The sequence below is a fragment of the Streptomyces sp. NPDC085866 genome (genome assembly GCF_044541035.1).
Lineage (GTDB): Bacteria > Actinomycetota > Actinomycetes > Streptomycetales > Streptomycetaceae > Streptomyces.
Map to the genome: position 1 here is coordinate 76,517 of NZ_JBITSQ010000013.1, position 21,059 is coordinate 97,575.

At 71.4% G+C, this 21,059-nt stretch carries 24 protein-coding genes and 1 riboswitch; of the genes, 12 read left to right on the top strand and 12 right to left on the bottom strand.

Features of this window, described 5'->3' with window-relative positions; translation table 11 throughout:
• The first annotated feature begins 89 nt into the window (after positions 1-89).
• On the top strand, positions 90-347 hold the full coding sequence (locus ACIF83_RS30925) for a hypothetical protein (RefSeq protein WP_393484394.1): 258 nt from the start codon (positions 90-92) through the stop codon (positions 345-347).
• A gap of 45 nt (positions 348-392) precedes the next feature.
• Here ACIF83_RS30925 and ACIF83_RS30930 read toward each other — a convergent pair whose 3' ends face one another.
• Positions 393-1,895: an MFS transporter gene (locus ACIF83_RS30930; RefSeq protein WP_399731831.1), complete on the bottom strand. Its 1,503-nt coding sequence runs from the start codon at positions 1,893-1,895 to the stop codon at positions 393-395.
• 182 nt (positions 1,896-2,077) lie between these two features.
• On the opposite strand from ACIF83_RS30930, the gene ACIF83_RS30935 reads away from it, so the two are divergent.
• Both ACIF83_RS30935 and ACIF83_RS30940 read left to right on the top strand, forming a co-directional pair.
• Positions 2,078-2,797 (top strand): lysophospholipid acyltransferase family protein, encoded by a 720-nt coding sequence (locus ACIF83_RS30935; protein ID WP_393484398.1) that lies wholly within the window; start codon positions 2,078-2,080, stop codon positions 2,795-2,797.
• A gap of 68 nt (positions 2,798-2,865) precedes the next feature.
• Positions 2,866-3,882, top strand: a complete 1,017-nt coding sequence (locus ACIF83_RS30940) for an NAD-dependent epimerase/dehydratase family protein (protein WP_398139717.1) — start codon at positions 2,866-2,868, stop codon at positions 3,880-3,882.
• 51 nt (positions 3,883-3,933) lie between these two features.
• On the opposite strand, the gene ACIF83_RS30945 is transcribed toward ACIF83_RS30940, so the two are convergent.
• The 8 genes from ACIF83_RS30945 to ACIF83_RS30980 all read right to left on the bottom strand — a co-directional run bounded on the left by ACIF83_RS30945 (position 3,934) and on the right by ACIF83_RS30980 (position 10,812).
• Positions 3,934-5,529, bottom strand: coding sequence for an alpha/beta hydrolase (locus ACIF83_RS30945; protein WP_393484400.1), 1,596 nt, complete (start codon positions 5,527-5,529; stop codon positions 3,934-3,936).
• Between the two features lie 146 nt (positions 5,530-5,675).
• Positions 5,676-6,434 carry an urease accessory protein UreD gene (locus tag ACIF83_RS30950; RefSeq protein ID WP_399732098.1) on the bottom strand — a complete coding sequence of 253 codons (759 nt, stop codon included), beginning with the start codon at positions 6,432-6,434 and terminating at the stop codon, positions 5,676-5,678.
• Positions 6,431-7,108, bottom strand: coding sequence for an urease accessory protein UreG (gene ureG, locus ACIF83_RS30955; RefSeq protein ID WP_398139620.1), 678 nt, complete (start codon positions 7,106-7,108; stop codon positions 6,431-6,433). Before ureG ends, ACIF83_RS30950 begins: the two co-directional genes overlap by 4 nt.
• Before the next feature lie 188 nt (positions 7,109-7,296).
• Positions 7,297-7,971 (bottom strand): urease accessory protein UreF, encoded by a 675-nt coding sequence (locus tag ACIF83_RS30960; protein WP_398139621.1) that lies wholly within the window; start codon positions 7,969-7,971, stop codon positions 7,297-7,299.
• Entirely contained in the window at positions 7,971-9,692 is a 1,722-nt protein-coding gene (locus ACIF83_RS30965) for an urease subunit alpha (RefSeq protein ID WP_399731836.1), read from the bottom strand. Before ACIF83_RS30965 ends, ACIF83_RS30960 begins: the two co-directional genes overlap by 1 nt.
• Complete coding sequence (locus tag ACIF83_RS30970) at positions 9,685-9,996, bottom strand: urease subunit beta (RefSeq protein WP_386580558.1); 312 nt, start codon at positions 9,994-9,996, stop codon at positions 9,685-9,687. The genes ACIF83_RS30965 and ACIF83_RS30970 overlap by 8 nt, the downstream gene beginning before the upstream one ends.
• A 10-nt stretch (positions 9,997-10,006) precedes the next feature.
• On the bottom strand, positions 10,007-10,309 hold the full coding sequence (locus ACIF83_RS30975; RefSeq protein WP_393484408.1) for an urease subunit gamma: 303 nt from the start codon (positions 10,307-10,309) through the stop codon (positions 10,007-10,009).
• Positions 10,310-10,530: 221 nt separating this feature from the next.
• Positions 10,531-10,812 (bottom strand): type II toxin-antitoxin system Phd/YefM family antitoxin, encoded by a 282-nt coding sequence (locus tag ACIF83_RS30980; protein WP_399731840.1) that lies wholly within the window; start codon positions 10,810-10,812, stop codon positions 10,531-10,533.
• 87 nt (positions 10,813-10,899) lie between these two features.
• Between ACIF83_RS30980 and ACIF83_RS30985 the strand changes: the two genes are divergently transcribed.
• From ACIF83_RS30985 to ACIF83_RS30995, 3 genes are all read left to right on the top strand, one after another.
• On the top strand, positions 10,900-11,535 hold the full coding sequence (locus ACIF83_RS30985; RefSeq protein ID WP_399731843.1) for an ATP-dependent Clp protease proteolytic subunit: 636 nt from the start codon (positions 10,900-10,902) through the stop codon (positions 11,533-11,535).
• Positions 11,536-11,543: 8 nt separating this feature from the next.
• On the top strand, positions 11,544-11,852 hold the full coding sequence (locus ACIF83_RS30990; protein WP_399732101.1) for a hypothetical protein: 309 nt from the start codon (positions 11,544-11,546) through the stop codon (positions 11,850-11,852).
• A gap of 350 nt (positions 11,853-12,202) precedes the next feature.
• Positions 12,203-12,419, top strand: a riboswitch (cyclic di-AMP (ydaO/yuaA leader).
• Between the two features lie 3 nt (positions 12,420-12,422).
• Positions 12,423-12,896 (top strand): C40 family peptidase, encoded by a 474-nt coding sequence (locus tag ACIF83_RS30995; RefSeq protein WP_393484415.1) that lies wholly within the window; start codon positions 12,423-12,425, stop codon positions 12,894-12,896.
• Between the two features lie 7 nt (positions 12,897-12,903).
• On the opposite strand, the gene ACIF83_RS31000 is transcribed toward ACIF83_RS30995, so the two are convergent.
• Positions 12,904-13,521: a LysE family translocator gene (locus ACIF83_RS31000; RefSeq protein ID WP_393484417.1), complete on the bottom strand. Its 618-nt coding sequence runs from the start codon at positions 13,519-13,521 to the stop codon at positions 12,904-12,906.
• An 83-nt stretch (positions 13,522-13,604) separates the two neighbouring features.
• Between ACIF83_RS31000 and ACIF83_RS31005 the strand changes: the two genes are divergently transcribed.
• On the top strand, positions 13,605-14,543 hold the full coding sequence (locus ACIF83_RS31005) for a LysR family transcriptional regulator (protein WP_399731848.1): 939 nt from the start codon (positions 13,605-13,607) through the stop codon (positions 14,541-14,543).
• A 71-nt stretch (positions 14,544-14,614) separates the two neighbouring features.
• Here the strand turns inward: ACIF83_RS31005 and ACIF83_RS31010 are convergent, their stop codons facing one another.
• Positions 14,615-15,070, bottom strand: a complete 456-nt coding sequence (locus ACIF83_RS31010) for an ATP-binding protein (RefSeq protein WP_393484420.1) — start codon at positions 15,068-15,070, stop codon at positions 14,615-14,617.
• Positions 15,071-15,282: 212 nt separating this feature from the next.
• On the opposite strand from ACIF83_RS31010, the gene ACIF83_RS31015 reads away from it, so the two are divergent.
• The gene (locus ACIF83_RS31015; protein ID WP_393484422.1) at positions 15,283-16,143 is read left to right on the top strand and encodes a helix-turn-helix domain-containing protein; all 861 of its coding nucleotides are present in this window, start codon (positions 15,283-15,285) and stop codon (positions 16,141-16,143) included.
• 9 nt (positions 16,144-16,152) lie between these two features.
• Positions 16,153-16,377 (top strand): DUF397 domain-containing protein, encoded by a 225-nt coding sequence (locus ACIF83_RS31020; RefSeq protein ID WP_393484424.1) that lies wholly within the window; start codon positions 16,153-16,155, stop codon positions 16,375-16,377.
• A gap of 81 nt (positions 16,378-16,458) precedes the next feature.
• Here the strand turns inward: ACIF83_RS31020 and ACIF83_RS31025 are convergent, their stop codons facing one another.
• The gene (locus ACIF83_RS31025; protein WP_399731851.1) at positions 16,459-17,586 is read right to left on the bottom strand and encodes an 8-amino-7-oxononanoate synthase; all 1,128 of its coding nucleotides are present in this window, start codon (positions 17,584-17,586) and stop codon (positions 16,459-16,461) included.
• Between the two features lie 147 nt (positions 17,587-17,733).
• Here ACIF83_RS31025 and bioB point away from each other — a divergent pair, with 147 nt between their 5' ends.
• The 3 genes from bioB to bioD are packed head-to-tail and all read left to right on the top strand — an operon-like array spanning position 17,734 to position 20,942.
• Entirely contained in the window at positions 17,734-18,942 is a 1,209-nt protein-coding gene (bioB, locus tag ACIF83_RS31030) for a biotin synthase BioB (RefSeq protein ID WP_393484427.1), read from the top strand.
• Positions 18,935-20,224, top strand: a complete 1,290-nt coding sequence (locus tag ACIF83_RS31035) for an adenosylmethionine--8-amino-7-oxononanoate transaminase (protein ID WP_398139629.1) — start codon at positions 18,935-18,937, stop codon at positions 20,222-20,224. Before bioB ends, ACIF83_RS31035 begins: the two co-directional genes overlap by 8 nt.
• 1 nt (position 20,225) lies before the next feature.
• On the top strand, positions 20,226-20,942 hold the full coding sequence (gene bioD, locus ACIF83_RS31040) for a dethiobiotin synthase (protein ID WP_393484431.1): 717 nt from the start codon (positions 20,226-20,228) through the stop codon (positions 20,940-20,942).
• Positions 20,943-21,059: the final 117 nt, after the last annotated feature.

The window sequence follows — 21,059 nt, forward strand, 5'->3', positions numbered from 1 at the left end:
ACGGACGACGTCGGAGTAGCTGCGGTGGCAACCCCATCGGGCCATACCTAGGCTCGCTAGCGGAAACGAGCCCGCGGGAAGGAAAGAGAATGCCGCAAGTCGACGAAGAAGAGATCCGCGTTGGTGCGATCGATACGGTGACTCAGCCTCGAACACTCACGAGTGTTCTGCGTTCCGCGGTGAAGCAGACCAACCTGCTCCCGGTTTTCCTGGTCCTCACGGCCATGATGGTGGCACTGTGGCTCATGGGAATGCCCTTCCTGCAGGCCTTGACCATTTCGACCGCGCTGAAGATTTCGATGGTTCTTTTCGCAGCGCGTCGGCTGCCTTGCGCCTCGAAGGGCTGACGCACGGCGTTCATCTCTGTTCTGGTGGCTGAGGACCGCCCGGCCTCAGGCCCCGCGGCCCGCCTTCTCGCCGGCCCCGCTCTCCCCCACGCCCCGCCGTAGCGTCGCCGCGAGGTCGTCGCGGCCCGGATGCGCCCGGCGCTCCCGCAGATCGGCCACGGCCAGGACCAGGGCGACGAGGATGATGGCCATGGCGGTGAGCAGCCCGAGCTGAAGGGCCGTCGTGGCACGGCCGTGGTTGGAGAGGTGCGCGAAATACACGGCGCCGACCACGGCGATACCCACGGCCGAGCCGATGCGCTGGCCGGTCTGCATCACCCCGCCGGCCGCACCGGCCCGTCGTACCGGCACGAGCACAAGGGTGAGGGTCGTGTTGGGCGAGACCGTGAGACCGGACCCGATCCCGCCGATGACCAGCGGCAGCGCCATGGCCCAGCCCACGCCTTCGCCGGGCACCAGCTGAACGGCCGACACGACGCCGAGCAGCCCGAGAGCCACCGCACTCAGGCCGATGACGACCAGGCTGCGGCCGTAACGCGTCACCAGCCGTCCCCCGAAGGCCGCGCCGACCGCCGAGGCGACCGCGAACGGCAGGATCGTCACACCGGCGGCAAGGGCGCTGTATCCGACGGAGTTCTGCAGGAACAGGGACAGGACGAAGAAGATGGTGGTGAGCCCCCCGAAGAACGTGAGGCTGATCAGGGTGCCGAGCGTGAAGGAGCGCAGGGAGAAGAGCCCGAGGTCGACCAGCGGCGCCTTGCCCCGACTGCCCTGGATCCTTTCCCACATCCAGAAAGCCCCCAGCAGCAGTGCGCCCACCGGGAGCAGTACCCACTTCGCCCGCCCCTGCCACTGCTGTTCCTGGACCAGGGGAAGCAGCACCGCGAGCACGCCCGTGCCGAGCAGCAGTACGCCCATCGGATCGAACTTCTCCCGTTTGTCGCTCGGCACCGGGAGGCGGGGCAGCAGCCGGTGCCCCGCGATGAGGGCGGCCACCCCGATGGGCACATTGACGAAGAACACCCAGCGCCAGCCGTCGTCCGTGCCGAACGCCTGGATCAGCAGTCCGCCCGCGAGCGGGCCCACCGCGGTGGACACGGCGACGACGCTGCCGTGGAAACCGAAAGCCCGAGCCCGCTCGGCGCCCTGGAACATCTGCTGGATCAACCCCGAGGTCTGCGGTGCCACCACACCGGCGGCCGCACCCTGGACCAGCCGGAACACCACCAACCAGGTGGGGCCGGCAGCGAGACCGCATCCCACCGACGCGGCCGTGAACACGCCGAGGCCGAACAACAGCGCCTGGCGGCGCCCACGCAGGTCACCCAGTCGTCCCGCCGGCGCCAGCGCGAGCCCGAACGCGAGGGCGTACCCGGACACCACCCAGGACTGGGTGGCTTCGGAGGCACCGAGCCCGCGCTCCATGGAAGGCAGAGCCACGTTCACGATCGAGACGTCGAGCAGCGAGATGAAGCCCGCGGTCAGACAGACCCCGAGCGCTTTCCACCGCCGGTCGTCGAGAGCGGGCCGGGCCGTTTCTGTGGTCATGTGATCACGCTATGCAGGCGGGGCCGGTCGCACCAGCGGAGAGTGGGAGTCGCGATACCGCTCCCAGACCCTGGACCACACCTGACTATCTGTCAGTGGGCTCGGTAAAGTGTCAGCATGAGACCGGCTGAACGCAGCTGCAGATAACCACGGACGCGCATGAGCAAAGTGAGGGACGAACCGTGTTCTACTACCTGCTCAAGTACGTCCTGCTGGGCCCCCTGCTGAGACTGGTCTTCCGCCCCCGGATCGAGGGGCTGGAGAACGTGCCGGCGTCGGGGCCGGCGATCGTCGCGGGAAACCATCTGTCCTTCTCCGACCACTTCCTGATGCCGGCGATACTGAAGCGGCGCATCACCTTCCTCGCCAAGGCGGAGTACTTCACCGGGCCCGGCATCAAGGGCCGCCTCACCGCGTTCTTCTTCCGCAGCGCCGGTCAGATCCCGGTGGACCGCTCCGGCAAGGACGCGGGACAGGCCGCGATCCGCGAGGGACTCGGAGTGCTGAGCAAGGGCGAGCTGCTGGGCATCTACCCGGAGGGCACCCGCTCGCACGACGGCCGGCTGTACAAGGGCAAGGTCGGGGTCGCGGTCATGGCGCTGAAGGCGGGGGTGCCGGTGGTGCCCTGTGCGATGATCGGCACCTTCGAGGCGCAGCCGCCCGGCAAGGTCATTCCGAACATCCACCCCGTGGTCATCCGTTTCGGCAAGCCGCTCGACTTCTCCCGCTACGCCGGTATGGAGCACGAGAAGGCCATCCTGCGGGCCGTGACCGACGAGATCATGTACGCCATCCTCTCGTTGTCCGAGCAGGAGTACGTCGACCAGTACGCGGCCGTCGTCAAGGCGGAGCAGACGGCCGAGAAGAAGGAGCGCAAGTTCCCGCGGGCGCCGCTCGGCTGATCTGCCGTCGGCAGAACGACTCCGCCACCAGCGTGCCGCGTGCCTAGGCTCGCCCCATGAAACGGGCTGTGGTGATCGGGGCGAGCGGACAGATCGGCCGTCCGGCGGTGGCGGCACTGGAACGGGACGGCTGGGACGTGACGGCCGCCTCGCGGGGCGGTGGCCGGGACGAGTCGTGGGGCACGGGGGTGCGGGCGGTCCGGCTGGACCGTTCCGACGACGGGGCGCTCGCGGCGGTAGTGGGCGACGGCTGCGATCTGGTGGTCGACATGGTCGCGTACGACGCCGGGCACGCACGGCAGCTGACCGACCTCGCGGGCCGGATCGGCTCAGCGGTCGTGATCTCCAGCGTGTCCGTGTACGAGGACGGCAAGGGGCGGGGCTTCGACACCCTGGACGAGCCCGACGGCTTCCCGGCGTACCCGGTGCCGATCGCGGAGACGCAGCCGACCGTGGCGCCGGGCGAGGCGACCTACAGCACCCGCAAGGCGGCCCTGGAGCGTGAACTGCTCGCGAAGAGCGCGGAGTTGCCGACGACCGTGCTGCGGGCGGGCGCGGTGCACGGGCCGTTCAGTCCGCTCCCCCGTGAGCTGTACTTCGTGAAGCGGCACCTGGACGGGCGGGGCAGGCGGGTGCTCGCGTACGGCGGGGAGAGCCGGTTCCATCCGGCGAGCGCCCGGAACATCGCCGAACTGGTCCGGCTGGCCGCGGCCCGCCCCGGGTCCCGGGTGCTCAACGCCGTTGATCCGCAGGCGCCGACGGTGGCCGGGATCGGGGCGGCGATCGACGCGGTCATGGGCGCGGAGCCGGAGACCACGCTCGTGGCCGGTCCGCCGCCCGCCGGATCCGTGGGCGGCACTCCCTGGTCGGTGCCGTTGCCGGTCGTCCTCGACATGTCCGCCGCCGAGCGGGAGTTGGGCTACCGTCCGGTGGTGTCGTACGAGGAGAGCCTGCCGGAGACGGTGGAGTGGCTGCGCAAACGGCTCGCCGAGGGAGACTGGCGGGAGTGTTTTCCGCTGCTGGCCCGGGCCTATCCCGACCTCTTCGACTACGCGACCGAGGACGCCTGGCCGGCGGGGACATGACGAAGGGGCGGCCGGAGAGCCCGGCCGCCCCTCGTCGCCGTACCGGAGGGGTTACGGCTTGGGCGTCGCGTGCGGCGCGCAGGTCACGTCGGCGGTGTCCAGCTTGCCGTCGATCAGGTAGCTGTCGACCCGCTCGTTGATGCAGGGGTTGACCAGGCTGGTCACACCGTGGGAGCCCGCGCCCTCCTCGGTGATCAGGCGGGAGCCCTTGAAGCGCTTGTGCAGTTCGACGGCGCCCGGGTACGGGGTCGCCGCGTCACGCGTGGACTGCACGATCATCACCGGCGGCAGGCCACGGTGCGTCTTGACGTCCACCGGGGTCAGCTGCTTGGTCGGCCAGGTGGCGCAGGGCAGGTTCATCCAGGCGTTGGCCCAGGTCATGAACGGGTAGTCCTTGTTGAGCCGGGTGTTGTCCCGGTCCCACTTGCGCCAGCTGGTGGGCCACTTGGCGTCGGCGCACTCGACGGCGGTGTAGACGGCGTTGCCGTTCTCGGCGCTGATGTTGCCGGCCGTGTCCGACAGGTCGGGGGCGGCCGCGTCGACGAGCGCCTGGGTGTCACCGGCGACGTACTTGCTGAACACCGAGGCGACCGGCACCCACGAGGAGTCGTAGTACGGGGCGCTCTGGAAGAAGGAGATCAGCTCGGCCGGGCCGACGACTCCGCCGATGGGGTTCTTCTTGGCGGTGGCGCGCAGCTCGAGCCACTTGGCCTGGACGGCGGCGCGGGTGGTGCCGAGGTGGAAGGCGGCGTCGTTCGCGGCGACCCAGTCCTCCCAGTCCTTCCAGCGGCCCTCGAAGGCGATGTCCTGGTTCAGGTTGGCCTCGTACCAGATGTTCTCGCGCGACGGGTCGACCACGCTGTCCACGACCATGCGGCGCAGGTGGCCCGGGAAGAGGGTGCCGTACACGGCGCCGAGGTAGGTGCCGTAGGAGACGCCGAGGTAGTTGAGCTTCTTCTCGCCCAGCGCGGCGCGGATGACGTCCAGGTCGCGGGCGGTGTTCGGCGTGGTCATGTGGGGCAGCATGGCGCCGCTGCGCTCGGCGCAGCCCTGCGCGTACTCGCGGGCCAGCTTGCGCTGCGCAGTCTTGTCGGCCTCGGTGTCCGGGACCGGGTCGGCCTTGGGCGCCTTGACGAACTCCTGCGGGTCGACGCAGGAGATGGGCGCCGAGTGGCCGACGCCGCGCGGGTCGAAGCCCACGAAGTCATAGGCCTTCGCGACGTTCGCCCAGATGGCGTTCTTGGTGACGACCCGGCGCGGGAAGCGCAGACCGGAGCCGCCGGGACCGCCCGGGTTGTAGACGAGGGCACCCTGGCGCTCCTCGGCGGTCCCCGTGTTGCCGATGCGGTCGACGGCGAGCTTGATCTGCTTGCCGTACGGCTTGGCGTAGTCGAGCGGCACGGAGACCCAGCCGCACTGGATGGGCTTCTCCAGGCCCCAGTCGGCAGGGCAGTCCTGCCAGTCGATGCCGGCCTTGGCGGCGCGGGCGGCGGCGATCTGGGCGCCCCTGGCCTCGCGGTCCTGTCCGTGGCGGCTGTCGGCGCTGGCCGCGGGAGCCGACACCGCGCCGGCCATCAGGGTCGCGGTGACGAGTGCTCCGGCCGAACCGAACGCCAGCAGGCGGCTCTTCGGTCTGTTCTCCCTCAAGTGGGCCCCTCCCCCAACAGAGTTATAAGAGTGGTCAGGCGGGGATCCTCTCCGCTGTGAGCCGTCTGAGAACAGGGGTCGCAGACGTTTCTTTACCAATCCGATAAACGGACGATCACGTCCCGCTGAGCGGAACGTGCGCCATTTCAGGCCAGCAGGGCCAGCGCCTCGTCCAGCAGCCGCCGCAGCCCGAGAGCGTCGGGGGCCACGGCGCTGACGAGTACGGCGGGTCCCGCCAGCGGTACCAGCGCGGCGGACTCCCCCAGCATCCGCGCCGCAACCGGCTGTGCGGCGAACTCGGGTCTTACGACGACCAGTTGACCCACCGAGCGGTGTCCGGCAAGCACGGCGGGCCCGTCCCAGCCGCCCGGCGCGCCGGGCCCGCAGGACAGCTCCTGGTCCAGCACGGTCCGGCCCGCGACACGCACCGTGAGCCGGCTGTTGAGCCGCCCCGGTGCCTCTGCGACCCGGCCGAGCACCTGCTCCTCGCGCAGCACGAGCCGTGCCCCGGCGGCGAGTTCGGCCCGCGTGGTGACGTACAGGTCGCTGCCGCCGGCCGAGATCAGCTGCTCGGGCAGCCAGCGCAGTTCGCCGTCGTCGGCCACGTCCAGCCGCACGTCGTAGCGGGCCTCGCCCTTGCCCTGACCCGGGAGCGCGATGGTGGCGGCGGCCGAGCCGACGTACAGCCGGGCGCCCTCCTCCACTCGCGCCTCCAGCGAGAAGCGGTCCCCGCCGAGCGGGCCGCTCATCGCGCCGACGACCATCACCCGCGCCTCGCCGCCGCTCGCCCGGGTGCGGCGCAGCGCCAGCGGGCCCTCGCCGTCCAGCACGGGCAGCGCCGTACCGCCGCGTCCGTCGGCGCGGGCGACGATCCGGGCGTTCGCCCGGACGCCGCTCGCCGTCATGCCGCCCACGCGGCGAGCCGCTCCCGGACCCACGCGGCCACGTCCGCGACGCCGGCCTGCTCGCGCAACGACTGGAAGACGACCGGAAGTTCGGCCCGCTGCGCCTTGGCGTCGGCGGCCATCCGGGCCAGGTCGGAGCCGACGTACGGCGCAAGGTCGGTCTTGTTGACGACGAGCAGGTCGGCGGTGGTGACGCCGGGCCCGCCCTTGCGCGGGATGTCGTCACCGCCCGCCACGTCGATCACGAAGATCTGCGCGTCCACGAGCCCCTTGGAGAAGGTGGCGGTGAGGTTGTCCCCGCCGGACTCGACGAGGATCAGGTCCAGCGGCCCGACCTCGTCCTCCAGATCCTCCACGGCCTCGAGGTTGGCGGAGATGTCGTCGCGGATCGCGGTGTGCGGGCAGGCCCCGGTCTCCACGGCCGTGATCCGCTCGGGCGGCAGCACGGCCTCCCGGAGCAGGAACTCGGCGTCCTCGCGGGTGTAGATGTCATTGGTGACGACGGCCAGGGACAGCTGGTCGCGCAGCGCCCGGCACAGCGCGGCGACGGTCGCGGTCTTCCCGGAGCCGACGGGTCCGCCGAGCCCGATGCGCAGCGCGCGGCGGGAGCCGTCGGGGCGACGCGCGTCCGCGCTGATGGCGGCGGGGCCGTGGTGGGTGTGGTCGAGGTGCATAAGGCGGCTCCATTTCAGCCAAGTCCGGCAACAATCAGCCCGTCCGGCGTTCGAGGACGAGGCCGTTCAGGCCGATGAGGGGTCCAGGGGGCGGGGCCCCTGGCGGGGTCGAAGGGACGGAGCCCCTGGGGGATGGGACGGGTAGGGGCGGCGGGGCGCTGCATCCATCAGTGGCTCCGCCGCGGGCTCTACGACGCGAACAGCCGTACCGGCCAGGCCGCGTGCCACTCTGCGCCGATCTCCAGCAAGGGCCCCGACGCCGCGGGCAAGGCATCGACACCCTCGTCGACCACCCTGCGCGCCGCCTCCACCGCCGAATCCGCGACGCGATCCAGCTCCGGAGCCAACCGGGCCAGAACTCCCGTCGCGTCGAACGGGTCGAGGCTCAGCAGACGGACCGTGGCCGTCGCCGGCCCGCTCACAGCCTCGTACGCCGCGCAGTACGCGGCGTCCATGGGGCCGAGGCCGGCCGCTCTCGCCGCGACTCCGAGCACGACCGGCTGATGGGCCCCCTTGGGGAACTCACCTGCCAGCGCGTCGAGTTCGGCCGACGGCCAGCTCGCGCGCGCGGCTCGCATCAGCTGCCTGCCGAGCCTGCGCGCGGCGGCCCGCAGCGCCGGCGAGGGGGTGCGGGCGTCCGCGGCCGCGTCCAGCTCCCGGGGCTCGACACCCAGGACGGCGGCGGCCGCCAGGGCGCCTGCGACCAGGCCTGCGGTGTGCAGCCGCCCTCGGCAGAAGTCCTCCAGGCTCGCCGCGGAGGTGATCCGTCCCGCCTTGACGGCGGCCTCCGCCCCACCGGAGTGCGCGTGCCCTCCGGCGGGGAAGCGGCCGTCGGCCAGGACGAGCAGTGCTGCCCTGGACATCAGAAGAGGAAGTAGCGCTGGGCCATGGGCAGTTCGACGGCCGGAGCCGCCTCGACCAGCTCGCCGTCGATGTGCACGGCGAAGCTGTCGGGGTCGATCCGCACCTTGGGACGTGCGTCGTTCTCCCGCATGTCCGCCTTGGTCACCCCGCGCGTCGAGTCGATGGCGACGAAGCGCTTGCCCAGCTGCAGCCGCCCCGGCAGGCCGTCCTCGATGGCCGCCGGGGCCACGAAGTTGAACGAGTTGGCGGCCGGCGCCCGTCCGATCGCCCCGTACATCGGCCGGGGCAGGATCGGCTGCGGCGTCGGGATGGAGGCGTTGGCGTCACCCATCTGTGCGTACGCGATCTGGCCGCCCTTGATGACGAGGTGCGGCTTGACCCCGAAGAACGCGGGCTCCCACAGCACCAGGTCGGCGAGCTTGCCGGTCTCGACGGAGCCGATCTCGCGGGCCAGGCCCTGGGCGAGCGCCGGGTTGATCGTGTACTTGGCGACGTAGCGGCGTACCCGCCGGTTGTCCGCCCGCCCGTCGCCGGGCAGCGCGCCCCGCCGCCGCTTCATGACGTGCGCGGTCTGCCAGGTGCGCAGGACGACCTCGCCGACCCGGCCCATGGCCTGGGAGTCGGAGGAGATGATCGAAATCGCGCCGAGGTCGTGGAGTATGTCCTCCGCGCCGATGGTGGACGGCCGGATCCGGGACTCGGCGAAGGCCAGGTCCTCCGGGACCGCCGGGTTCAGGTGGTGGCACACCATCAGCATGTCGAGGTGTTCCTCGGCGGTGTTGACGGTGAACGGCCGGGTCGGGTTGGTCGAGCTGGGCAGCACGTGCGGCTCGGAGACCACGGTCATGATGTCCGGCGCGTGCCCGCCGCCGGCGCCCTCGGTGTGGTAGGCGTGGATGCCCCGGCCGGCGATCGCGGCGAGGGTGTCGCCGACGAAACCGGCCTCGTTGAGGGTGTCGGTGTGGATGGCGACCTGGATGCCGGTGCGCTCGGCGACGGTCAGGGCCGCGTCGATGACGGCCGGGGTGGACCCCCAGTCCTCGTGCAGCTTGAGGCCCAGGGCGCCGCCGCGGATCTGGGAGAGCATCGCCTCGTGCGAGACGGTGTTGCCCTTGCCGAGGAAGCCGATGTTGAGCGGGTACTGCTCCATCGCCTCCAGCATCCGGGCCAGGTGCCAGGGGCCGGGCGTCACGGTGGTCGCCTTGGAACCCTCGGCCGGTCCGGTGCCGCCGCCGACCAGGGTGGTGATGCCGGAGGCGAGGGCCTCGTCGACGATCTGCGGGCAGATGAAGTGGACGTGCGCGTCGATGGCGCCGGCCGTGAGGATCCGTCCGTTGCCGGCGATGACCTCGGTCTCGGGACCGATCACCAGGTCGGGGTGCACACCGTCCATGGTGTCGGGGTTGCCCGCCTTGCCGATGCCGGTGATCCGGCCGTCGCGGATGCCGACGTCGGCCTTGACGATCCCCCAGTGGTCGACGATGACGACACCGGTGATGACGGTGTCGGGGGTGCCTTCCGCGCGCGTGGCACGCGACTGGCCCATGGACTCGCGGATGACCTTGCCACCGCCGAAGACCGCCTCGTCGCCGGCGAGCCCGGGACCGCCGCAACGGTCCTCCTCGATCTCGATCAGCAGGTCGGTGTCGGCGAGCCGGATGCGGTCGCCGGTGGTGGGGCCGAACAGGTCGGCGTAGGCGGCGCGGGAGATCTCAGGCATCGAGGGCGCCTCCGGTCTCGCCGCGCAGTCCGGGCACGATCCGGGCGCCGGTGAGGGGCACGAGTTCGACGGCGACGGGGATGCCGGGCTCGAAGCGTACGGCGGTGCCGGCGGCGACGTTCAGCCGCTTGCCGTGGGCGGCGGTCCGGTCGAACTCCAGGCCGGGGTTGGCCTCGGCGAAGTGGTAGTGGGAGCCGACCTGGACGGGCCGGTCGGCGGCGTTGAGCACGGTCAGCCGGGTGACCTCGCGGCCCTCGTTGCAAACGACGGGGCCGTCCGCGAAAAGCACCTCTCCGGGAATCATCGCGGCCCCCTCAGACGATCGGCTCGTGGACGGTGACGAGCTTGGTGCCGTCCGGGAAGGTGGCCTCGACCTGCACGTCGTGGATCATCTCGGGGACGCCGTCCATGACGTCTTCCCTGGTGAGGAGCTTGCGGCCGGAGGACATCAGCTCGGCGACGGTACGGCCGTCACGCGCGCCCTCGAGGATGTGCGACGTGATGAGGGCGACCGTTTCCGGGTGGTTGAGCCTGAGCCCACGGGCCCTGCGCTTCTCGGCCACGTCGGCCGCCACATGGATCAGCAGCCTCTCTTGCTCGTGCGGGGTCAGTTGCACGTCCCACCTCACAGTCCTTGCTCCGGACCGTGCGGGGTCCGGTTGCCGCAGCCACCATGACGGGATAGGTGTAACACACAGACAAATTCGCCCGAACATGATCAACGCGGGCAGAAAAACCCCTGGTGGCGTGGATCGGCAGGCTAGTTCGCCGGAGTTTCAGCGACGTTAACCAGACCTTGATCAACACATGACTGCACGATGAGCCCGCACATACCCGGCTACGAGATGCCGGGCCCCCGATGCTCGGCCGCGATCCCGAAGCGCTGCCGCTCCCGGGCCGCGGACTCGACCTCACGGACGCGGGACACCGAGGTGACCACCGACTGGTCCTCGGCCGGCGCGTCGAGGGCGTCGAGCCGCTCCAGGTCCGCGGCCGAGACCAGCGCGACCAACGGCTTGCCGTGCCGCGTCACGACGACGCGCTCACCGCCGTACACCACCCGGTTGATCAGGTCGGCGAGCTCAGCCCTGGCTTGCGTCACCGGAATCTCGTAGGCCATGCCCCCATTCTAACGTCACGTACGTCCTGTACATTTTTTACAGAAGCGAGGCCACCGCAGGCCCTGTCGCGAGGAAGGGGTATGCCCATGACCCGACCGTCCGCCCGTCACGTCCTGCCCGAGTTCACCGAGCGCACGAGCACGGGCCACCGCACGCTCGATCCGTACTCGAAGCTGTTCGAGAACCGCGTCGTCCTCCTCGGGACGCCGCTCGACGACACGGCGGCGACCGATGTGATCACGCAGTTCATGCACCTCGAACACGCGGCCCCGGACCGGGACATCACGCTGTACCTCAACTGCCCGGGCGGCTCGTTCAGCGCGATGACGGCGGTCTACGACACGATGCGCTACGTCACCTGCGACGTGGAGACGTACTGCCTGGGCCAGGCCGCCTCGGCCGCAGCGATACTGCTCGCGGCCGGGACTACGGGAAAGCGGTTCGCACTGCCGAACGCGCGCATGGTGCTCGAACAGCCCGCGCTGCCCGAACCGGCCCAGGGACAGCCGAGCGACCTCGTCATCCAGGCCGAGGAGTTGGTCCGGACGCGCACGCTCATGGAGGAGATGCTGGTCCTGCACACCGGACGCACCCCGGAACAGGTCCACCAGGACCTGGAGCGGGAGCTGGTGCTGGACGCGCCGGGCGCACTGGCGTACGGCCTGGTGGACGGCGTCGTCCCGAGCCGCAGGGACACCCCCGGCGCACAGCACGCGCGGTGAGCCGGCCGATGCTGCCACCGGAGCTTCCACCGCTGCCCGCCCTGACCCGCGCCGAGGGCGAGTTGATCGACCGTTACCTGGAGGCGGTCGACCTGCTGGGCCGGATCAACCCGGCGCAGTCCGGGGACACCTACCGCGGGCTGCGCGCGGCGCAGGCCCTGGTGCGCAAGGCGTCCGAGCTGCGCGACGCGCTCGCCCTCATGCATCAGCGCGGCGAGACGGAGCTGCATGGGGACACGCTGGCACGGGCCTTGAGGGTGCTCGACGGCGAGCGCCGCACCGCTCGCGTCGTGCTCCCGCCGGACTGCGTGGGCTGATCCGGACGCCCGTCCGGCCCGACGGGACCCTCGTGTCGACGGACCCGTCGGAGCCGGACTCGAAACGGCCCGAACGATGTACCCCCGGCCGGCGTATCTTCGGAACTTTTTCCGGGTCTCCCGGCTTGCGCAGTACGCCGGTTCAAGGTCGGCGAGAAAGCGCTTCGTCCCAGGTCCGGGGCTACGCGCGGGATTTGACGATGCCTCGAACGTAGCAGCGTCCACCCGAACGGGTGAGTGGTGAGTAACGCCACAAATCCCCGATTCCATTGGGATTTTCCGACTCCTGTGAGTGAAGATCCCTGTCTGACGACAAGCCCCCGCCACCGCGGCGGGGCGATCCGGGCGGACGCCGAGTCCTGCCGCCGCCCTGGATGACCGGTCGACAGGAGTGGATCGGCAGGAGTGGAGGACCCAGGCAAGACGGGTCGCCGGAACGGACGTTCGTCGCACAGACGGGCGCCCGCACCGAGCAGCCCTTGGGGTGAAGCCGCGACAACGCGGCCGGGCAACTTCGCCAGCCCGAATCCGACAGGTCATCCTTCACAGGCGGCTGACGAAGGGTTGCGCATGACTGCGCTCAATCGTGTCCCGTCGCTCATGGCCCGGGCCGGTACGGCCTCGGCTCTCACGCTCGCCGCCGTGGGCGGCTCGATCGTGGTCCCGGGCCTCGCCACCGACGCCTCGGCCGCCAGCACGGCGGCGAAGGCACTCCAGGTCGCGGCCTCCAAGAAGGGTGCCCCGTACGCATGGGGGGCCACCGGGCCGCGTCGCTTCGACTGCTCGGGGCTGACCCTCTACTCGTTCAAGAAGGCGGGCAAGAAGCTGCCGCGCACGGCCGCCCAGCAGTACAACAAGACGCACCACATCTCGGCCAGTAACCGCAAGGCCGGCGACCTGGTGTTCTTCCACTCGGGTTCCAGCGTCTACCACGTCGGCATCTACGCCGGGAAGGGCAAGATCTGGCACGCGCCGAAGACCGGGGCCGTGGTGCGGCTGGAGAAGATCTGGAGCAGGAGCGTCTGGTACGGCCGGGTCAGCTGACCCGGGCTCAGGGCAGGAGCGGCTCCAGGAGCAGGGCCGCTCCGAGCACCGTGAGCGCCGCCCCGGTGCCCGTCTGCAGTATGCGGGCGGCCCGGGGCCGGCGCAGCCACCTGCCGAGGCGGTCCACCAGCAGGGCCACCGCCTGGAACCAGGCCAGCGCCAGCGTGCAGACGATCAGCGCGAGCAGCAGCGTCCTGGGCAGCGCGGAGTCGCCGGACGGCACGAACTGGGGCAGCAGGCTGAGGAAGGTCAGCGAGGCCTTCGGGTTGAGGACGTTGGTGACGAAGCCCTGCCGCAGCGGGTGCGCGGCCGACGGTGCCGCCTCGACGGAGGCGACGGCGGGCCGCCGCAGCGACCACAGCGTCCGCACGCCGAGCTGCATCACATAGGCGCCGCCCAGCAGCTGCAGCGCGCGGAAGAGCGCGGGTACGGCGACCAGCACGGCCGCGACTCCGGCCACCGCCAGCGTGGTGTGCACCAGGAGGCCGCCCGCGATGCCGAGCCCGCAGACCGCGCCGGCGCGGCGGGAGACCAGGGCGTTGCGTACGACCACCGTGAAGTCGGCGCCCGGCATGGCGACGAGGCCGGCGGCGATTCCGGTGAAGGCGATGAGCTGTGCGTCCATACGGCCAGCGTGCACGGATGGAGCCTTCAGCAGGTATTTCGAATGAGCAGGGTCAGCCTTAAGCACTGCTTTAGGCTGGTCCCATGTACGACCCCACGCGGCTGGCCGCGCTGGTTGCCGTGGCGGAGGCGGGCTCCATCACACGGGCCGCCGACCGGCTCGGCTACACGCCGCCCGCGCTCTCCCAGCAGCTGGCCAAGCTGGAGCGGGAGGCGGGCACGGCGCTGCTCGTGCGGCATCACCGCGGGGCCCGGCTGACCGAGGCGGGCGAGGTGCTGGTGGCGCGGGCCCGGAGGGTGCTGGACGAGCTGGAGAAGGCCCGGCACGAACTGGCCCGGCTGACCGGCCTGTCGGGCGGGGTGCTGCGGCTCGGCACCTTCCCGACCGCGGGCGTCCATCTGCTGCCGCCGGCACTGAGCGCGTTCCGCCGGGCACACCCGGACGTCGAGCTGTCGGTCGCCGACTACGACCCGCCGGCCGGGGTCGCTGCGGTGGCGGCCGGTGAGGTGGATCTGGCGCTGACCCACGCCTACCACCCGGGCGACGCCCCTCCGGCGCCTGCCTCGGTCGGCCTGGAGCCGGTCCTGGTGGAGGAGCTGGTGCTGGTGACAGCGCCGGGTCATGCGCTGAGCAGCGCCTCGTCGCGGCTGCCGCTGGAGCAGCTGGCCGGACAGCCGCTGATCAGCATGGCCCCGCACCATCCGGCCCGGCGGGAGGTGGAGGCCCTGCTCGCCGAGGCGGGCGCCACTCCTGCGCTGCTGGTGCCGACCCCCGGGTACGCCGTGGTGTGCGCGCTGGTCAGCGCGGGGCTCGGGGTGGCCGTCGTACCGGAGATGGTGGCGCGGACCGCGGTGACTCCGGTCGGGGTGCGGCCGCTGGAGGCGGGACGGCTGCGCCGTACGATCTCGGTCGCCTTCCGGCCCGACGAGGTCGCTCCGGCGGCGGAGGCGTTCCGGGCCCTGCTGCACGGGGCGTTCGGCCGCGCACGGCAGACGCCGGTGCGTGAGTGGCCGTCCGGGTGAACCGTCGCCCGGCCGAGTGGGGTTGGCCGCCTGCTCGTCGAAGCGGTTCAGCAGGGGCGGACGGGGACCGGCTAGAGCTCCGGCTGTCCTGCCGTGACCGGCTCGGCCGGGATGGTCCAGGGGAGTTCGATGCAGACCGTCTTGCCGCCCTCGCGGGTGGGGCGGACTCGGACCTTGCCGCCGCACTCGGCGGTGAGCCAGCGGATGATGACCATGCCGCGCCCGTTGTCCTGCTGGACGGCGGCGGGCAGTCTCTTCGGAAAGCGCGGATGACTGTCCGTGACGCCGATGCGCAGATGTTCGTCACGGTCCAGCGCGATGTCGACCGTGAAGGTGGGTGACTGTCCGAAGGTGTGCTGTACGGCATTGGTGGCCAGCTCGGAGACGATGAGCCGCACGGTGTCGGCCGCTTCGGTGTCCGACGGCAGGCCCCACTCCTCGAGGGTTCCCACCACGTAGGAGCGGGCCGCGGAGACCGAGGCGGGATCGCTCGGCAGAGTGACGGATGCTTCCAGATGGTCTGCCATGGCGACGTCGTCCCTTTCCCACGGGACCGCAGTCCGACGAGGAGCGGATGGTTCGAGTACGGTCCCGGAATGGTGCTTGTTCGCCAGACTGCCATCACCGGGCCGGTCAGGGGAGCGATCCACCAGGATATGCATATATCTGTCGCTCAAAGCGGTGAACTCTGCGACGCGAGACCGTATTTGGGCGGCTCGGAAGGAGTAAGGAGTGACCCATGCAGAACGGTCCCGCGGTGCGGCGTCGCAAACTGGGCGCCGAACTGCGTGCACTGCGCACCGGGGCGGGACTCACCAGCGGTGAGGCGGCCCGTCTCGTGGGTTGGCACCAGTCGAAGGTGAGCCGCATCGAAACCGGCGCCAGCGGGGTGAAACCGGCCGACGTGCGGTTACTCCTCGACGCCTACGGGGAACGGGACGGCCAACTGCGTGAGCTGCTGCTGATGTTGGCGGGGTCGGAGGAGGCGGGCGGCCGCAGCCGCTGGTGGCACGCCTACCGCGGCATCCTACCGCCCACCTACCGCGATTTCATCAGCCTGGAGTCACAGGCGACCGGGATGCGCACCCTGGAGACCACGGTGGTTCCCGGCCTTCTGCAGACGCCCGAATACGCTCACGCGGTCACCCGGGCGGCCCTGGACGGGGTGGACGAGGAGCGGCTGGACGCACTGGTGGAGGTGCGGCTGGCCAGGCAGGACGTGCTGCGCTCCGATCCACCGCTGGAGCTGAGCGCCGTACTGGACGAGGCGGTACTCAGGCGCGAGATCGGCGGGCCGGAGGTCATGGCGCGGCAGCTGGCCCGGCTGGTCGAGTGCGCCCGCCTGCCCCAAGTGCGCCTCCAGGTGCTCCCGTTCGCCGCCGGTGCGCATGTCGGCCTCACGGGTCCTTTCGTTATTTTCTCATTTCAGAGCACTTCTGATCTGGATGTGGTTGTTCTCGACCAGTTGACGAGTAGCCTCTACCTGGAACGGAAAGAAGACCTCAGGGCTTACCTGGAGGCCTTCAACAACCTCCAGATCCACGCCCTTTCACCCGAGGACTCGTTGGATTACATCGCCGGGATAGGCGACGGCGCGTAAGGAGGCACCATGTCAGCACTGCCTCAGAACGTCCCTGCCAGTACCGATCTGCACGACGTGCGCTGGCTGCGCAGCAGCTACAGCACGGGAGCCAACAACTGCGTGGAGACGGCCCGGCCGCGCTCCGGCCACTGGGCCGGGCTGCTCGCCGTGCGCGACTCCAAGAAGCCGGCCGGACCCGCGCTGCTCTTCTCCCCCGGGAGCTGGGCGGGCTTCGTGACCGCGCTCCGATGATCCCGTTCCCACTCGACCCGACCGACTCCTACTGATCAGATCCGATCACTTTCGTGCGATGCCCGGCCGTGTCACGCCGACTCATGGTCGCGTCTCGCCGATCACACGTACAGCGCGTTCGATCTCGGCCCCGGAGAGGTCCGCGCGGGCGGTCAGCCTCAGCCGTGAGATGCCGTCGGGCACGGAAGGAGGACGGAAGCAGCCCACGGCCAGGCCTGCCGTACGGCAGTCGGCCGCCCAGCGCACGGCCTGCTCCGGGGACGGAGCCCGCACCGAGACCACCGCGGCGTCCGGACGCACCGCTTCCAGACCCGCGGCGGTCAGGCGTGCGTGCAGTTCGGCGGCGACCGCACGGGCCCGGTCCGCCCGCGCCGGTTCGCGCCGCAGCAGCCGCAGCGCCGCCAACGCCGCCCCCGCGGCCGCGGGGGCCAGACCCGTGTCGAAGATGAACGTCCGGGCCGCGTTGACCAGATGGTCGATCACCCGGGCCGGACCCAGCACCACCCCGCCCTGGCTGCCCAGCGACTTGGACAGCGTGGCCGTGACGACCACGTCCGCCGCGCCCGCGAGACCGGCCGCGTGCGGGGCGCCCCGGCCACCGTCGCCCAGCACACCGAGACCGTGGGCGTCGTCCACGACCAGCCCCGCGCCGTGCTCCCGGCACGCCTCGGCCAGCGCCGCCAGCGGGGCCGCGTCCCCGTCGACGGAGAACACGGTGTCGGAGACGACGATCGCCTCTCCCCCGTGCGTGCCCAGCGCCTTGTCCACGGCCTCCGGGTCGGCGTGCCCGACCACCTGCGTGGTGCCCCGGGCGAGCCGGCAGCCGTCGATGAGCGAGGCGTGGTTGCCCGCGTCGGACAGGATCAGGGAGCCGTGCGGGCCGAGCGCGGTGACCGCGGCCAGGTTCGCGGCATAACCGGATGAAAACACGAGAGCCGCCTCGAACCCGCAGAAGTCGGCCAGTTCGCGCTCCAGCTCGGTGTGCAGCTCGGTGGTGCCGGTGACCAGCCGGGAGCCGGTGGAGCCGCCGCCCCAGGTCCGGGCGGCCCGGGCCGCCCCTTCGACGACCTCGGGGTGGTGGGCGAGGCCCAGATAGTCGTTGCTCGCCAGGTCCAGCAGCGGCGAGTCGGCGGGGCGCGGGCGCAGGGTCCGTACGAGTCCGGCGCGGCGGCGCGCCTCGGCCTGCTCGTCGATCCAGCCGAACGCCATGGGTCCTCCGGGGCTTTTGTAGGTAGCGGACAGACCCTAGCGGCACGGCCGACCACCCAGGGTGTGGCAATACCCACACGGTGATCCGCCTTCGTTGTGCAAACTCTCCTTGGCCCGAAGCGGTCCCGTAGGACAGGATCGGGCCTCATGGACCTGCTGAACACGCTGGTGGACAAGGGGCTGCGGCGCGAGCTGCCGACCCGTGAGGAAGCACTCGCCGTGCTCGCCACCTCCGACGACGACCTGCTCGATGTGGTGGCCGCGGCCGGCAAGGTGCGCCGGCACTGGTTCGGCCGGCGCGTGAAACTCAACTACCTGGTCAACCTGAAGTCCGGGCTGTGCCCGGAGGACTGCTCCTACTGCTCCCAGCGACTCGGCTCCAAGGCCGACATCCTCAAGTACACCTGGCTCAAGCCCGACCAGGCCACCCAGGCCGCCGCGGCGGGCCTGGCCGGAGGCGCCAAGCGCGTCTGCCTGGTGGCCAGCGGCCGCGGCCCGACGGACCGGGACGTGGACCGGGTCTCCGAGACCATCAAGGCCATCAAGGGCCAGAACGAGGACGTCGAGGTGTGCGCCTGCCTCGGCCTGCTCTCCGACGGCCAGGCCGAACGACTGCGCGAGGCGGGCGCGGACGCCTACAACCACAACCTGAACACCTCCGAGGCCACGTACGGGGACATCACCACCACCCACACGTACGCCGACCGGGTGGACACGGTGCAGAAGGCGCACGCCGCCGGACTGTCCGCCTGCTCGGGTCTCATCGCCGGTATGGGCGAGACCGACGAGGACCTGGTGGACGTGGTCCTGTCGCTGCGCGAGCTGGACCCCGACTCCGTTCCGGTGAACTTCCTCATCCCGATGGAGGGCACCCCGCTCTCCGCGGAGTGGAACCTCACCCCGCAGCGCTGCCTGCGCATCCTCGCGATGGTCCGCTTCGTCTGCCCCGACGTCGAGGTGCGCATCGCGGGCGGCCGCGAGGTCCACCTGCGCACGATGCAGCCGCTCGCGCTGAACCTGGCCAACTCCATCTTCCTCGGCGACTACCTGACCAGCGAGGGTCAGGCCGGCAGGGCCGACCTGGAGATGATCGCGGACGCCGGGTTCGAGGTGGAGGGCGCCGGCGAGGTGACGCTGCCGGAGCACCGGGCGACGGTCGCCGGGGGCGGCTGCGGGTCGCACGCCGACGCGGGCTGCGGGTCGCACGGCGAGGCCGGGTGCGGATCCGTCTGCGGTTCGCACGAAGGAGCGGACGTGTGCGGTACGGCGTCCGTGCCGGCCACGAACGAGCCGCGCACCGACCTGGTCGCCGTCCGCCGCCGGGGTGCCGGAACGGACCTCGCGCCCAATGCCTGACCCGTCCGGCCTGAGCGTGGCCGAGCTGCTGGAGCTGGACCGCCGGCACGTATGGCATCCGTACGGTCCGATGCCCGGGCGTGTCGATCCGCTCGTCGTGGAGTCGGCGAGCGGGGTCCGGCTGCGGCGGGCGGACGGCACGGGCGAGCTCGTCGACGGCATGTCCTCGTGGTGGTCGGCGATCCACGGCTACAACCACCCGGTCCTCAACGAGGCGGTGCGCGAGCAGCTGGGGCGGATGAGCCATGTGATGTTCGGCGGGCTCACGCACGAGCCCGCGGTACGGCTGGCGAAGCTCCTTGTCGACATGTCACCGGACGGCCTGGAGCATGTGTTCCTGGCCGACTCCGGGTCGGTGTCGGTCGAGGTCGCCGTGAAGATGTGCCTGCAGTACTGGCGCTCGCTCGGCCGCCCCGGCAAGCAGCGGCTGCTGACCTGGCGGGGCGGCTACCACGGCGACACCTGGCAGCCGATGTCGGTGTGCGACCCCGAGGGCGGGATGCACGAGCTGTGGACCGGCGTGCTCCAGCGCCAGGTGTTCGTGGGCCCGCCTCCGGCCGAGTACGAGGAGTCGTACGCGCAGGAGTTGCGCACGGCGATCGAGCGGCACGCCGACGAGCTGGCCGCGGTGATCGTGGAGCCGGTGGTGCAGGGTGCGGGTGGGATGCGGTTCCACTCCCCCGCGTATCTGCGGGTGCTGCGCGAGGCGTGCGACGCGCACGACGTGCTGCTGGTGTTCGACGAGATCGCCACCGGGTTCGGCCGCACGGGTGCGCTGTTCGCGGCGGAGCACGCGGGTGTCACCCCGGATGTGATGTGCGTGGGCAAGGCGCTGACCGGCGGCTATCTGACGATGGCGGCGACGCTGTGCACCGCCCGGGTCGCGGACGGCATCTCGCAGGGTGAGGTGCCGGTGCTCGCCCACGGGCCGACCTTCATGGGCAATCCGCTGGCGGCGGCCGTGGCCTGTGCCTCCATCGAGCTGCTGCTCGGGCAGGACTGGCGGTCTGCGGTCGGGCGGATCGAGGCGGGCCTGCGCGCGGGTCTCGCTCCGGCCGCCGACCTGCCCGGCGTCAAGGACGTCCGCGTCCTCGGCGCCATCGGGGTGGTCCAGCTGGACCACGAGGTGGACATGGCCGCGGCCACCCGGGCCGCGGTGCGGGAGGGCGTGTGGCTGCGCCCGTTCCGCGACCTGATCTACACGATGCCGCCGTACGTCACGGACGACGCGGACGTGGCACGGATCGCGCGCGGTGTGTGCGCCGCGGCGCGGGAGGGATGAGATGCCGGTACTGGTGATCACGGGCACGGGTACGGAGGTCGGCAAGACGGTCACGACCGCGGCCGTCGCCGCCGCGGCGCTCGCGACCGGGCAGTCGGTGGCCGTGCTGAAGGCCGCGCAGACGGGAGTACGGCCGGACGAGCGCGGCGACGCGGACGAGGTCACCCGGCTCGCCGGGCCCGTCACGGCCGCCGAACTCGCGCGGTACCCCGAGCCGTTGGCTCCGGGTACCGCGGCCCGGCGCGCCGGGATGGCCCCGGTGCATCCGTACGAGGTGGCCGAGGCCGCGGCCAAGCTCGCCACCGAGCACGATCTGGTGCTGGTCGAGGGGGCGGGCGGGCTGCTCGTACGGTTCGACGCGGCGGGCGGGACGCTGGCGGACGCCGCCCGGCTGCTGAACGCGCCGGTGCTGGTCGTGGCCTCCGCCGGGCTCGGCACACTGAACACCACGGAACTGACGGCCCGTGAACTGAGCTCGCGCGAGCTGGAGCTGGCCGGCGTGGTGATCGGCAGCTGGCCCGACGCCCCCGACCTCGCCTGCCGTTGCAACGTCATGGACCTGCCCGAGGTGGCCGCCGCCCCGCTGCTCGGCGCACTGCCCGCAGGGGCTGGGGCACTCCCGCCCGCCGACTTCCGCACGGCGGCACCGCGGTGGCTGGCCCCGCGCCTGTACGGGACGTGGGACGCGGAGGCGTTCCGGATCCGGGAGGCGCCCTAGGCGTGTCCGGTGGATCGGGCCGGAGTCGCGAGGCCCGGGACGCTCGAAACCGCTCGAGCGGGGCGCCCCGACGGCCACGCCCAGTCGTACGGATGAGACGCCGTCGGCTGGAGCAGG

Bases quoted from the DNA above. Each gene is read 5' to 3' on its own strand.
- ACIF83_RS31035 (WP_398139629.1), top strand. From the start codon at position 18,935: ATGCCTGACCCGTCCGGCCTGAGCGTGGCCGAGCTGCTGGAGCTGGAC.
- ACIF83_RS31015 (WP_393484422.1), top strand. From the start codon at position 15,283: ATGCAGAACGGTCCCGCGGTGCGGCGTCGCAAACTGGGCGCCGAACTG.
- ACIF83_RS30990 (WP_399732101.1), top strand. From the start codon at position 11,544: ATGCTGCCACCGGAGCTTCCACCGCTGCCCGCCCTGACCCGCGCCGAG.
- ACIF83_RS30950 (WP_399732098.1), bottom strand. From the start codon at position 6,434: ATGACGGCGAGCGGCGTCCGGGCGAACGCCCGGATCGTCGCCCGCGCC.
- ACIF83_RS30965 (WP_399731836.1), bottom strand. From the start codon at position 9,692: ATGCCTGAGATCTCCCGCGCCGCCTACGCCGACCTGTTCGGCCCCACC.
- ACIF83_RS30980 (WP_399731840.1), bottom strand. From the start codon at position 10,812: ATGGCCTACGAGATTCCGGTGACGCAAGCCAGGGCTGAGCTCGCCGAC.
- ACIF83_RS30985 (WP_399731843.1), top strand. From the start codon at position 10,900: ATGACCCGACCGTCCGCCCGTCACGTCCTGCCCGAGTTCACCGAGCGC.
- ACIF83_RS31010 (WP_393484420.1), bottom strand. From the start codon at position 15,070: ATGGCAGACCATCTGGAAGCATCCGTCACTCTGCCGAGCGATCCCGCC.
- ACIF83_RS30925 (WP_393484394.1), top strand. From the start codon at position 90: ATGCCGCAAGTCGACGAAGAAGAGATCCGCGTTGGTGCGATCGATACG.
- ACIF83_RS30995 (WP_393484415.1), top strand. From the start codon at position 12,423: ATGACTGCGCTCAATCGTGTCCCGTCGCTCATGGCCCGGGCCGGTACG.
- bioD (WP_393484431.1), top strand. From the start codon at position 20,226: ATGCCGGTACTGGTGATCACGGGCACGGGTACGGAGGTCGGCAAGACG.
- ACIF83_RS31020 (WP_393484424.1), top strand. From the start codon at position 16,153: ATGTCAGCACTGCCTCAGAACGTCCCTGCCAGTACCGATCTGCACGAC.
- ACIF83_RS31005 (WP_399731848.1), top strand. From the start codon at position 13,605: ATGTACGACCCCACGCGGCTGGCCGCGCTGGTTGCCGTGGCGGAGGCG.
- ACIF83_RS31025 (WP_399731851.1), bottom strand. From the start codon at position 17,586: ATGGCGTTCGGCTGGATCGACGAGCAGGCCGAGGCGCGCCGCCGCGCC.
- bioB (WP_393484427.1), top strand. From the start codon at position 17,734: ATGGACCTGCTGAACACGCTGGTGGACAAGGGGCTGCGGCGCGAGCTG.
- ACIF83_RS30970 (WP_386580558.1), bottom strand. From the start codon at position 9,996: ATGATTCCCGGAGAGGTGCTTTTCGCGGACGGCCCCGTCGTTTGCAAC.
- ACIF83_RS30960 (WP_398139621.1), bottom strand. From the start codon at position 7,971: ATGTCCAGGGCAGCACTGCTCGTCCTGGCCGACGGCCGCTTCCCCGCC.
- ACIF83_RS30930 (WP_399731831.1), bottom strand. From the start codon at position 1,895: ATGACCACAGAAACGGCCCGGCCCGCTCTCGACGACCGGCGGTGGAAA.
- ureG (WP_398139620.1), bottom strand. From the start codon at position 7,108: ATGCACCTCGACCACACCCACCACGGCCCCGCCGCCATCAGCGCGGAC.
- ACIF83_RS31000 (WP_393484417.1), bottom strand. From the start codon at position 13,521: ATGGACGCACAGCTCATCGCCTTCACCGGAATCGCCGCCGGCCTCGTC.